This window comes from Chamaesiphon sp. VAR_48_metabat_403 (assembly GCF_031422475.1).
Taxonomy (GTDB): domain Bacteria; phylum Cyanobacteriota; class Cyanobacteriia; order Cyanobacteriales; family Chamaesiphonaceae; genus Chamaesiphon.
In genome coordinates this window covers 1-11,768 of the sequence record NZ_JANPLS010000385.1, presented here as the reverse complement: position 1 = coordinate 11,768, position 11,768 = coordinate 1, and the positions used below count along the sequence as shown (strand labels likewise).

The 11,768-nt window shown below is 46.7% G+C and carries 13 protein-coding genes and 1 tRNA gene; 6 read left to right on the top strand and 8 right to left on the bottom strand.

From position 1 onward, the window contains the following. Positions 1–804, top strand: an 804-nt coding sequence (locus RMO79_RS18385; protein ID WP_310484691.1) for a Cof-type HAD-IIB family hydrolase, incomplete at its 5' end; no start/stop codon positions are given. Positions 805–1,265: 461 nt separating this feature from the next. Here the strand turns inward: RMO79_RS18385 and ureE are convergent. The 4 genes from ureE to RMO79_RS18365 all read right to left on the bottom strand — a co-directional run bounded on the left by ureE (position 1,266) and on the right by RMO79_RS18365 (position 4,300). Further along, positions 1,266–1,733, bottom strand: a complete 468-nt coding sequence (gene ureE, locus RMO79_RS18380) for an urease accessory protein UreE (RefSeq protein ID WP_310484690.1) — start codon at positions 1,731–1,733, stop codon at positions 1,266–1,268. A 69-nt stretch (positions 1,734–1,802) separates the two neighbouring features. Beyond that, the gene (locus RMO79_RS18375; RefSeq protein WP_310484689.1) at positions 1,803–2,264 is read right to left on the bottom strand and encodes a DUF4168 domain-containing protein; all 462 of its coding nucleotides are present in this window, start codon (positions 2,262–2,264) and stop codon (positions 1,803–1,805) included. Between the two features lie 279 nt (positions 2,265–2,543). Then, entirely contained in the window at positions 2,544–2,882 is a 339-nt protein-coding gene (gene rpsF / locus RMO79_RS18370; RefSeq protein ID WP_310484688.1) for a 30S ribosomal protein S6, read from the bottom strand. A gap of 713 nt (positions 2,883–3,595) precedes the next feature. Further along, positions 3,596–4,300: a fatty acid desaturase gene (locus tag RMO79_RS18365; RefSeq protein WP_310484687.1), complete on the bottom strand. Its 705-nt coding sequence runs from the start codon at positions 4,298–4,300 to the stop codon at positions 3,596–3,598. 269 nt (positions 4,301–4,569) lie between these two features. On the opposite strand from RMO79_RS18365, the gene RMO79_RS18360 reads away from it, so the two are divergent. Continuing rightward, positions 4,570–5,532, top strand: a complete 963-nt coding sequence (locus RMO79_RS18360) for an orange carotenoid protein N-terminal domain-containing protein (protein WP_310484686.1) — start codon at positions 4,570–4,572, stop codon at positions 5,530–5,532. Between the two features lie 56 nt (positions 5,533–5,588). Here RMO79_RS18360 and prmC read toward each other — a convergent pair whose 3' ends face one another. From prmC to RMO79_RS18345, 3 genes are all read right to left on the bottom strand, one after another. Beyond that, the gene (gene prmC / locus RMO79_RS18355; protein WP_310484685.1) at positions 5,589–6,482 is read right to left on the bottom strand and encodes a peptide chain release factor N(5)-glutamine methyltransferase; all 894 of its coding nucleotides are present in this window, start codon (positions 6,480–6,482) and stop codon (positions 5,589–5,591) included. Beyond that, entirely contained in the window at positions 6,483–7,349 is an 867-nt protein-coding gene (locus tag RMO79_RS18350; RefSeq protein WP_310484684.1) for a Tic22 family protein, read from the bottom strand. A gap of 93 nt (positions 7,350–7,442) precedes the next feature. Then, a tRNA-Asn gene (locus RMO79_RS18345) sits at positions 7,443–7,514 on the bottom strand. A gap of 89 nt (positions 7,515–7,603) precedes the next feature. On the opposite strand from RMO79_RS18345, the gene RMO79_RS18340 reads away from it, so the two are divergent. Next, complete coding sequence (locus RMO79_RS18340) at positions 7,604–7,930, top strand: hypothetical protein (RefSeq protein WP_310484683.1); 327 nt, start codon at positions 7,604–7,606, stop codon at positions 7,928–7,930. A 106-nt stretch (positions 7,931–8,036) separates the two neighbouring features. On the opposite strand, the gene RMO79_RS18335 is transcribed toward RMO79_RS18340, so the two are convergent. Then, positions 8,037–8,729, bottom strand: coding sequence for a DUF2993 domain-containing protein (locus RMO79_RS18335; protein WP_310484682.1), 693 nt, complete (start codon positions 8,727–8,729; stop codon positions 8,037–8,039). Positions 8,730–8,944: 215 nt separating this feature from the next. Here RMO79_RS18335 and RMO79_RS18330 point away from each other — a divergent pair, with 215 nt between their 5' ends. From RMO79_RS18330 to RMO79_RS18320, 3 genes are all read left to right on the top strand, one after another. Then, positions 8,945–9,754, top strand: a complete 810-nt coding sequence (locus RMO79_RS18330; RefSeq protein ID WP_310484681.1) for a pseudouridine synthase — start codon at positions 8,945–8,947, stop codon at positions 9,752–9,754. Positions 9,755–9,815: 61 nt separating this feature from the next. After that, positions 9,816–10,688 (top strand): RodZ domain-containing protein, encoded by an 873-nt coding sequence (locus RMO79_RS18325; RefSeq protein WP_310484680.1) that lies wholly within the window; start codon positions 9,816–9,818, stop codon positions 10,686–10,688. Between the two features lie 198 nt (positions 10,689–10,886). Next, on the top strand, positions 10,887–11,768 hold an 882-nt coding region (locus tag RMO79_RS18320), incomplete at its 3' end, for a 3-phosphoshikimate 1-carboxyvinyltransferase (RefSeq protein WP_396136633.1).

Genomic DNA, 11,768 nt, shown 5'->3' with positions numbered 1-11,768 from the left:
ATCGTAGACATTGATGGCACGATCGCGGGAGAATCGAATCAAGTTAGTACTAGAGTCAAACAAGCGATCCAATCCGTTCGCGATCGAGGTATCCGCGTTGGTATTGCGACAGGTAGAATGTACAAATCTGCATTACGATTTCACCAGGAAATCGATGCCGATATGCCCATCATTGCGTATCAAGGTGCCTGGATTCAAGATCCCGCTACAGGCATCAAACATCGTCACAGCCCCGTTCCTGTCGATATTGCCAGAGAGCTAGTCGATTATTTCGAGCAACCCACCTTACTCGACAAATTATCGATCCACGTCTATCGCGACGATTGTTTGTACGTCCGCGAAATTAACCCCGATACGGAATTATATATCGGACGCAGCGGCATTGCGGTTAATCCCGTACCCGATTTACGATCGGTTTTAACCGATCGACCGACTAAACTATTAGCAATGTCAGAAGATACCGATCTGATCCAGCATTTACTCCAAGATCTCCGCCAACGCTACTCTGCTTCGCAACTACACATTACTACCTCCGTCCCGATTTTCCTCGAAACTACCCAATCGGGTATCGATAAAGGAAATGCCATCGATTATGTTGCCAAAAATTTACTCGGTATCACCGCCGAAAATGTTCTGGCGATCGGCGATAATTATAATGATGTCGAAATGCTAGCTTATGCGGGTATTGGCGTAGCGATGGGGAATGCTCCGGCTGATGTCCAGGCACTTGCCGATTGGGTAGCACCAGATGTCAAAGAGGATGGCGTTGCTGTCGCGATCGAGAAATTCATTCTCAACGCCTAGTCTATTCTCTCGATCGACCGTATAAATATTCTCAGATAGTTTCAATGTTTTTGCCTCACCCGATCTCGCAACCTCGATCGGGTGTAACTAAATGATTAGATGGTGGTGGTATCAATAACCTCGATACACTCTCACTCAATTAGAGTATTTAAATATAAAACCAAAAAGAAGACCGACGACTGGCCGTGTTTCGTCTCGGTCTTCTTCTTGATTCGCTCCTCACACTCCATAAATAATACTGTATCCCACAAGCTCTTGTCAATACTTTTGTAAAAATTAATTTCCGATCGTCACGTTTTGCCGCAAATACAGCCAGATTGCCCTCGGCACGTCATGTTTACCTCGTCTAACTCTTCCGCATGAAGGGGGGCTTGTCACCCCTTAACTTTGTAGATAGATATCGATCGTAGAAATTTAGATCGCGAGCATAACAGTCAATTTTATGCCAATTTATCCTAAGCCTAATGATGATGGCTATAAGCACCACCTTGAGGACAAAATGGCGCGATTTCCGTAACTAATTGCAATCCTAAGTGTACCAACATCCCCTCCAAAACCGGATCGGGACTCAACCGCAGATAAGTAGGGGCGATTTCTAGACTCACATGACGATTGCCCAAATGGTAAGCCGCACGGAGCAAATTAAGCGGATCGTCACTAGCGATCGTCAGGACTAATTCTGGTTTGGCGACAACTCTTACTAACAGTGCGCCTGTCGTCGCTGTAAGGAGATCTCCATCCTGAAGCGTCGTTCCTCGCGGGAGTTGTAAAAATACAGCCGTATTATCGTCTGTGAGAAAATGATAGCGGCTGCGAGTACGTTCTTCTGCTGTTAAAGAAAGCATTAGAGCGGGTGCGGTAGGAAGGAGATCGCGATCCAATCGGCGATCGAGGACGATTGCTGTTGTAGATGACGAGTCGTTCGACACGATAGATTTTACCTCACTAGCTGACTATTGCTATTTTATGCGCGTCTAGATGCCGATCGCCACTGCTGACTAATTCATGAAGCCTCGCACCTTGGTTTGCAATTGAGGATTGGATCTTACAGCTTGGGTAATTTGATTGAATCTGTCGATACTCAGTCCCCGACTAGCTGCGATACTTTCACATTGATTGCAGTATTTAACGAACAGAGATTTTGCTTCACCATTCAACCCTTCCATCGTGTTAGGCTGATTGCAGACAAGATTTGGTAAATTGCCATTATTCGCGCGACTGACTTGCGCTAACGCCGATTGTCGAGCTGGTTCGATTTGCATGAGTGCAGCTGCATAGCTACGGAGATCTGCGTCGCTAAATTCATCAGCTCGTGCGGAGCTATTAAATAATAAACTAGGGTGCCGTGCGGTCAGATCGGGTACAATTCCACCTAAGATGCCCAAACAGCTAGCGATGAATCCTAGCAATAGCGGACGAGATAAACGGTGAAAGTGACGGCGGAGGTGTGGAGTTGTCATATAACCAGGTGTGAAACCAAGCGAGCGAATGTTGGTTTGATTTACATTCTAATTGAAGTGTTCGGTGGTTGATAAGTTCCTGAGTGTCTATGACTGGTGCGATCGAACGGAAATAGCCAGATAATCGAGGAGGAACAATTTATCAATTGTCCCTGATAAAATTTAGGGTAGGAGCAATTCATCAATTGCTCCTACCCTGTGTGAGGAAATTTCATCCCTCGCAAACATAATATTTTGGATGAGTGCGATCGAAAGCTCTAAATTTTAGATGGCGATCATCTATGCTGCTGCTTCAAGTGCTGCCGCTGCTGCTTTAGCAGCTTTCTTGGGCGGATCGAGTTTGAGGCTCAAATAACGGATGACATCTTCACTCAACCGCATTGCCCGCTCTAATGGTGCAATTTCTTTACCAGAACCAGTGTAGTTGACCTGAACGTAAATTCCGTCGCGGTGTTTGCCAATTAGATAAGCCAGACGACGTTTGCCGCGTTGTTGGATTTCGATGTCGGTAGCACCATTTGTCTCGATGATGTCCCGATATTTTTTGATGGATTCGTCAGCCTGTTCGTCCGATAGATCGGGACGCAGGATGTACATGATTTCGTATTTATCGCTCACAGATTCTCCTTATGGACAGATTGGCTTGAGTTCTATTCACTAATAGTGAATATTCAAGCAAGGATTTACTATCTTATCAGAGATCGGTAACTTACGGATGTACTAAATTAGCAATACAAATAGATAATTTGGCAATAGCTCAACCCAGCCATTTGGATAAGTGGCTATCTTGGTGTTCTAGATACGAGAGCAGCCACCAACCACAACAAGCAAAACTCAATAAGAAACAACCAGACAGTAGATAAGCACTAGAGATAACACGGACTATCTCAGCAGTAGACACAGGATCGAACATGGTTCATGCAGCTCAAGGCTGTTGAAGTTGTTTGTGAATTACCTTATATATGTAATTCTGCTATTTACTACTAGAGTTCGGCAGTGTTTTCCAGCACTTTTACTCAAGTTTTTTTGTGCTAGCACCACCATTACTCATCGACATATACCTATTGTACCCTGTTTGTTAAGAAATCTTTAAGACGTTTTTTCTGAACTCGGCTGCCGATCGACCACCACCGTAGTCGAGTGGGACTCGAAGATCGAGCTATTTACAACCCCCTCATAATAGCTCGATCGTTCGCCGCTATCGGCAATTCACCCGATCGCGAGATACTTTGTAATAAAGCGGGGAGCGGGGAGTAAGGAGTAAGGCACATTTACTACCGGGATACAGCCATCTTCCGTCTCCCATCTCCCCGCTCCCCGCTCCCCGCTCCCTATCGATACAACCGCCACCAAGGAATCTGCGGGGACTCATGGTGTTCCTGGTGGTAGCCGAAATGATAACAGCTAATTAACGACCACCAACGAGATCGAACGATCGTATGGGCGCGATGTAGGTTGGAGTAACCATCTGGTGGTTCGCGGTGGGGTAAAAATGTCCCAAAATAAAAGAGCTGAAGCGAACTCAGTAACGGGGGAATCGCCCAGAATAAGATGAGGTTGACGATCGAGCAGTGGCAGATAAACAAGTAAATTGTTAACATTACGGCCAAATTTATCGCTTGTCGCCAACTGAGATGTTCGCACACAAAGTGCCCATACCAGCTCCAGAATTGAGATGCGTTGCCATCATGAAAATCGGGATCGCGATCGCTAGCGGGATATTGATGGTGCAGGTGATGTTTACTCGTCAGTAATGAATAGTCAAATCCAGCATACAACCACAGACACAATTGCCCGATCGATCGATTTAGCTGCGGTGATGAATAGACGCTCCCATGCATGGCATCATGAGCGCTAATAAATAGCCCTGTATAGAGCCAAGTTTGTCCGCCAATGAGACAAATCGTCCAAATTGGATGTAAAGTTCCTATCTGGATTTGCAAGCAGTTCCACAGACCGATCGCCCACATTCCGATAATTGCTATGGCTACCTGTAACGGCAAGCCGTTCGTAAATTCTCGAAATATGGAAATCATCAAATTAGAAATTAGGGACTAAGAATTACTTTACTTCAATAAATTGAGCCAGTGCTACTGCGTCTAGATCGATAATCAATGTGTACTCTCAATCATAAATCTGACTTATTCAACACAAAAAACAATAAACATTTGTATGAATCAAGTAATCTTTACTCAGATGAGTTGCTTTTTAAGCAACAATTGTTTTAATATCCTAACAAGACAGTAAAGTTTTGTAAACGAAATCTGAGAATTAACTGTTTATCCCCTATAGGGTCATAGTACTTATGTCTATTACACTCAAGTCCGCTCAGTCCATCTTTTCCAACACCCTAGTTGCTGATGCAGTTCCGGCTGTTACCGCTGCATTCGACCAACTGAGTGTTGAAGATCAGTTGGCTTTACTTTGGTATGCTTACACTGAAATGGGAATTAGCATTACCCCTGCGGCTACAGGTTCGGCAAGTATGGCACTAGCACAACCCCTGCTCGACCAGATTAAAGCCATGCAGCCTGATGCTCAGACGCAAGTAATGACCGATTTGGCAATCCACACAGACACTCCTATTTGCCGTACCTATACAGCATTTCGGATGAATACCAAACTCGGTTTCTGGTATGAATTAGGACAAATGATGAAACAAGGTTTGGTAGCACCGATTCCGGCTGGCTATGTTGCTTCTCCAGAAGCAACTGCTTTACTTGAAACTATCAAACAACTCGATGCGGGTCAGCAAATCACAGTGTTGCGGAATACTGTAGTTAACATGGGTTTCGATCCCTCACGCGGTCAAGATTATGACAAACGCGAAGCACCCTCAGTTACTCCCCGTGCTTTTGCAGATCGTTCGCGGGCAGCGATCGAAGGCGTAGATAACTATACCGTGTTAAGCTACATCGATAACATGAATGCCTTCGACTTCCAGGCGGCATCTGGTCTATTTGTTGAAGAAGGCGCACTGCAACCTCCATTCCAAGCTCCAGTTGTCGGCCCTGCTGCCATTCTTACTTACATGCGTGAAGAATGCGTGGGCTTAAAAATGTTACCAGAACGTGGTGTCGTCGAATCGATCGATGATGGTTACACTCAAATCAAAGTGACTGGTAAAGTCCAAACTCCTTGGTTTGGTGCGAGTGTTGGTATGAACATTGCTTGGCGGTTCTTGCTCGATCCTCAAGGTAAAATCTTCTTTGTAGCGATCGATCTGCTAGCTTCTCCTAAAGAATTACTAAACTTACGTCGCGCGTAAATCTTACCTAACGGAATAAAATACCCACGAGCGGATAACTCGTGGGTACTTGCAATTTATCCGCGCAATTTCGCCAATACAAATCGATCGAGTCCAGCGAGATCGTCGATAATTTCAATATCTGTATAACTACCTTGTCGGACTAATAAATCTGCTACGCTAGTACCCTGTCCAGCCATCATTTCAATTAACCAAATTCCACCCGACTGAAGATAAATAGGTGCGGTATCGACCAACAACCGAATCGATTCTAAGCCATCTATACCGCCATCTAAAGCCAAATGCGGTTCGTGGTCTACTACTTCGGGTTGCAATCTTAGCACCTCTTGAGAGGGAATATAGGGCGGATTGGAGAGCATTCCCGCAACTCGACCTTGGAGATGTCCGAGTGACGACCACCAACTCCCCTGACTAAACTGAATTCGATCGCTAACACCCAATCGAGTAGCATTAAGTTGGGCGATCTCCAGTGCCTCGGCACTACAGTCTACTGCATAAATTTCCGCTGTCGGGAAAGTTTTTGCCAACCCGATTGCAATTGCACCGCTACCCGTCCCCAAATCGACCCAAATGCCTTGCTGTTGGCTGTTATTACTCGCAGCGAGCGCGATATCGATAATCGATTCGGTTTCGGGGCGGGGAATTAACACAGCAGGTGAGACAACCAATTCAAAATCTCGCCAAAATGTCTTCCCGACTAGATATTGAACTGGCTTGCGCCGCTCGATGCGATCGAGCCATAATGCCGACAATCGATCGAGCGGAATGGCAATGGAGATCGATTTATCATCTGCGATCGATTCTAATCGCAATGTGAGTCGATCGAGATCGGTTACCGATCGCAGCAGCCAATCGATCTCGCGCTCTTCGACTCGATGCAGTTTGGCAGCGGTTTGCGCCCATTTCCGCCATTCCCATAGTTCTCGTCCCTTAACTAGCTGTAGTTCCACCTATTTTTTGGGTGTGGTTGTCGATGTCGAACTTGGCTTAGGTTGAGCTGCTTGAATTTTACGGACGCTATCGACACTTTCAGCAGATGGCACGAGTACCAATTGCTTTTGCTCGGCGTAATTTTTACCCTGAAAATCGGCAACTACTACGTGCAGATAATTAACTTTAATCTCGGCTTTAGCAACTAATTTCGCATCTTTCTTTTTAACGCGATCCAACCATTGTTGTGCTTGTTGTTTGCTGAAAAATAGCGGGGTCAAATTATTTTCTTGCACTGTGACATATTTACCCTGTTGCTCGATCGCGACCATAAATAATGGTACTGGGTATAGCGCGTTAGCTTGATAGGGCTTTTTGAGGAGTTGAGCATTTTTGAGTTGTTGCTCGGTCGGAAAAAATACAAAACTCACGTTCTGAGATTTTTTTTGCGCTTCTACTTGTAATTTATAAATCTCGCTTAATGGTACTACCGTTACCTGAGCGACTTTACTTTGTTTCGGTTGGTCTTTTTTAAGCTTTGTCAAAAAACTTACGGCATCTTTTAACTCCATGAAAATCGGCGTAATCACGCGAGTTTTGCCCGCCGCCGTAACATTCTGCTGAAGAAAATTTCCTGTATTATTGGTGATCGCAAATACGGGTACTTTCTGAAGTTTATCCACGATTTGGGCTTCGGGTAGAGCCTGGGCTGGTAGTGGGGCGATTGTTACTAGCGGTACCATCGCGATGGAGATGGCGATCGAGAGCATCAAAGATTTAAACATTAGGTAATAAGCTAGCGTGCGACTAAATTGAATATTGAAAAATGAGCATCGACTCCATAAGTTGCGACCTTCCATCGATCGATAATAACTATCGACTGTCATATTATCAGATTGTTTCCGCTCGATCTAACCTTATAACAATAAAGACCGATCTTATCGACCTGTCCTTATTGATACACTATTAATGGTGGTTTACTCCCCGGGCAAGGCTCGAACTTGCGACCAATCGATTAACAGTCGATCGCTCTACCACTGAGCTACCGAGGATTGAGATAGTGTTTTTATCCACTTCACCTATAATATCATCATCTCTTGAAACTTGGCAAGTACCTTTTGAAAATTTCTCGCGCGCTAAAATGAATTTGGTTACTACGGTGATTTTCTGTAATTGCGCGATCGCCATCGGCGGGTTTACCGTCGCGCTGTGGACGATTCAGTTCCGCAAGCAAATAGTTGCCTTAACTAATTGGTGCGATCGGCTCTCGGCTCTCGACTCGTCCCCCTCAGCACCGTCCCTGGGGGAGCAAATCGCCACCAGCAGCGACCGAATTTTCGTCGCGCGCCAGCTCTATCAGCAACAATTACGCACCCTCGATCTGATTCGCTCGATCGGATCGATAATCAGCTTTGCCAGATATTTATCGAAATCCCGCCAGCCATCTCAACGCAAATCAAGGCTTTAGACTTTAGGCTTTAGGCTTTAGGTTTTAGGTTTTAGGATCGATAACATTCCCCGTCTCCCCGTCTCCTTTGTCCCCAAGTCCCCCCGCCCCCCACGCCCCGCTCTAACTAAGGATTAACCTGAATGCATCCTTTACAAAGTAGCGTCCCAGCGACGAGTTGGAGTTGAGTAATATTGACATCCGTACCCAAATCGATGCGATAGGTGTCGATGTTGCTACCAGGGAGATCGATCGAGCAATTAATCTGAAGCGGATCGAGGATGAGAATATGTCCCTGATGAATATCGATGCCCATCGAGATCTCGATCGGGGCGGTACGATCGCCAGCAGTGAGATTTCCTTGTAAAATTAAAGTAGAGGGGGCAATCTGGATCTGTTGCCAGTCAATGTGCCAACGATCTCGATCGGGATTGCTAGCGAGAATTTGACCGAGCAGATCGTTAAGTGCCTGAGCGAGGAGCGGTGCAGCCAATGAAGCTTGTAAATCTCGCTCGCTAAACTTGACATCAGCGACGACCGAAATTGGCTCTAATAAGCGCAAAGGTTGACCTTTGATGACTTGGGGTAGATTAATCCGAATATTTTGGGCGAGCAAATCGATCGATCCCAGCGATAATCCCTGGTAAATTGCCCCGACGGCGACGACGGCTACCTGGGGAATCGTTCCACCCAAAATTTGGCGACTGCCCCCTTGAATATCGACGTGGAGGTCATCTACCTGCGATACTTGCGATCGCAGCCACACCCGACAAGCAGGGGATAGTACCGAACCCACAATTCCTCTGGTTTGATTTGTCAATTGAGTTACATATTCCTGTAATATTTCTGCAAAAGAGTTTACATGTAAATAGTTACGGGTTGCCAGTGAATACTAAGATATAGCCGCAGTAGTTGAGGTCAGATCTACTCGATCTATCCAAACATTAAGCGGCGATCTAGCTCTGAATCTTCAGGTGCCTAACTCGAATCGTTTACATATCGCTCGAATATCGCCAAACTCCCAACTCCCAACTCATGAGCGCACGACTCCAGAAAATTTTATCTCAATGGGGAATTGCTTCTCGGCGGCGGGCGGAGGAGCTAATTTTGGCGGGTAGAGTGCGCGTGAATGGAGAAGTAGCCAAATTAGGACAAACAGCCGAACCGACTACCGATCGCATCGAAGTTGATGGTACACTAATCGCAGTACAGAGCCGACCTACGCCTGTATATCTACTGCTCAATAAACCAGTTGGTGTAGTCTCTACATGTTACGACCCCCAAGGTCGTCCGACAGTGATAGATTTACTACCATCGCAACTGCGTGAGTGTGAAGGAATTCATCCAGTAGGCAGATTAGATATTGATTCGAGTGGCGCGTTGTTGCTTACCAATGATGGGGATCTGACCTTCAGGTTAACTCACCCGCGTCATAGTTTTAGTAAAACATATGCAGTTTGGGTGCAAGGTCGTCCTACCGCCGCAGTACTAGCTGCTTGGCGCAACGGGATCGACTTAGAAGGGCAATTTACATTGCCCGCGCGGGTTGAAGTTCTCAAGCAACAGACCGATCGCACCCTACTCGAAATCATCCTGACCGAGGGTAGAAATAGACAGATCAGACGAGTTGCAACTCAACTAGAATATCCAGTCTTATATCTCCATCGTACCAGAATTGGTGACATTAGCATCGATGGCAGTTCGCAACGGGGACGGCTGCGCCAACAATCGTTAGCCAGCGGCTGTTACCGTCATTTGCAACCAGCAGAACTCCATAGCCTCCAATGTGCTGGGGATCGCTTACCAACAGCCGAGCCGCTAGTCGGCAAAGCCACAAATTTGTAAGCGATCCTCAAACTCAAAACCCCGACTATTATCCCTTACAACTACCCCACAATCAGCGATCGTGACTCTACTGGCACCGCTCAAGCATCTTACCACTCTCAAATTCCCCAAGCTGTCGATTTTTGCAGTTGCTGTCTCTGCTATTGAGCAGTTGCAATCGCAAACACCCGTCGTCAGCGAACCGCCTGCTATTCCAGCAGATGTAGTACCACTCCCACCGACTCCCAACGAGATTCTCGAACAGATCGGTGGCAAATTGCGCCAAATCCGCCAACAGCAGCAGTTGTCGATCGAGGATATTTCCGCACGAACGCAGATTCAACCTCGACTGGTACGCGCGATCGAAGAAGGTCATATTGAAATGTTACCCGAACCTGTCTACGTTAAAGGCATGGTCAAACGCTATGGCAATAGTTTGGGCTTAGATGGCGTGTCGATCTCGCAACAGGTACTTACTTGGGAGCCAGAAGTAGCAGCCTTCGATCCGACGACTAAACTACAGACGACAACTTTTCACCCCCAGATCCGAGTTAATCCTATATATTTCTATCTCGGCTACACGCTGGCAATCTTGGTGTTGAGTGTGGCAACTTCCAATTTCTTCAATAATGCGCTCGCACCGAAAGTTACCACCCCAGCAATAGTCGCACCCAAACCCCGTGCAGCCACTGTCAAGCCAGCCGCACAATTACCAGATATTCCCGTCGGAATTACGGTTAAAAGTCCGACTTGGGCGCAAATTGGTATCGATGGTACGACTAAATTTACAGGCAATCTCAACGCGGGGATGCAGTTGAAGTGGTTGGCTAAAAAGCAGATTACTATCAATACCAATAATGCTGGTGGCTTAGTTATTTCGCAAAACTCACAACCGCCCAAACCGTTAGGTAAATTCGGTCAAAAGCAGAGTATCACCATTAAAGTTGGTAAATAATCGAATTGACAAAACACAAACCCGACTTCTTAAAGAAGCGTCTCGCGCACGCCTCTGTTCCCCGACGGTTTAGCGGCGTTTTTATGTCTAGGGTTCCCCCCGAATAAAAAAACGACAAGACAGTCGGGTTTGTGTTTTGTTTTGATGAGGATAGAAATTGCTATAAAATAGACATCTAGACTTTCTGCCAAAATCGCTGTGATAACCCTGCAACCGTTCGATCGCCATCAAACTCTTACCGTCACGATCCCGCCTGCGGGGGTATCGCTTCAGGGCACATTACAGATTCCGGGCGATAAATCGATTTCGCATCGCGCCTTGATGCTCGGAGCCTTGGCTGAAGGCGAGACGACGATTCAGGGATTGTTACTGGGCGAAGATCCTCGGAGTACAGCGGCTTGTTTTAGCGCAATGGGAGCGCAGATTTCGGAATTAAATACCGAATTAGTTACGGTTACTGGGATCGGATTGGGACAAATTCAAGAGCCTGTGGGGATTCTCGATGCGGGCAATTCTGGCACGACAATGCGGCTGATGCTAGGGATTTTAGCTTCTCATCCCAATCGCTTTTTTACTGTAACTGGAGATGACTCCTTGCGATCGCGTCCCATGTCGCGGGTAGTCAATCCTCTCACCGAAATGGGGGCGCAAATTTGGGGACGTAAGGGCAATTCCCTCGCGCCGCTAGCCGTGCGGGGGCAAGAGTTACAACCGATTCACTATTATTCCCCGATCGCTTCAGCACAAGTCAAGTCAGCAATTTTACTCGCCGGATTGATGACTTACGGGCGCACCACGGTCACCGAACCAGCTTTATCACGCGATCACTCGGAACGGATGTTGCGAGCGTTTGGGGCGCAGGTAGATGTCGATCCAGAGACTCATAGCGCGACGGTGACGGGTTATCCCACTCTTAAAGGGCAACGAGTCATCGTTCCTGGCGATATTAGTTCCGCCGCCTTCTGGCTGGTAGCTGGTGCGATCGTTCCTGGCTCGGAGTTGTATATTGAAAATGTGGGTGTCAATCCTACCCGTACGGGCATTTTAGTCGCCTTAGAATTAATGGGGGCTGATGTTACC

Excerpts from the sequence above, each read along its gene's own strand:
- RMO79_RS18350 (WP_310484684.1), bottom strand. The coding sequence starts at position 7,349 with ATGACAGTCGATAGTTATTATCGATCGATGGAAGGTCGCAACTTATGG.
- RMO79_RS18365 (WP_310484687.1), bottom strand. The coding sequence starts at position 4,300 with ATGATTTCCATATTTCGAGAATTTACGAACGGCTTGCCGTTACAGGTA.
- RMO79_RS18340 (WP_310484683.1), top strand. The coding sequence starts at position 7,604 with ATGAATTTGGTTACTACGGTGATTTTCTGTAATTGCGCGATCGCCATC.
- RMO79_RS18330 (WP_310484681.1), top strand. The coding sequence starts at position 8,945 with ATGAGCGCACGACTCCAGAAAATTTTATCTCAATGGGGAATTGCTTCT.
- RMO79_RS18375 (WP_310484689.1), bottom strand. The coding sequence starts at position 2,264 with ATGACAACTCCACACCTCCGCCGTCACTTTCACCGTTTATCTCGTCCG.
- RMO79_RS18360 (WP_310484686.1), top strand. The coding sequence starts at position 4,570 with ATGTCTATTACACTCAAGTCCGCTCAGTCCATCTTTTCCAACACCCTA.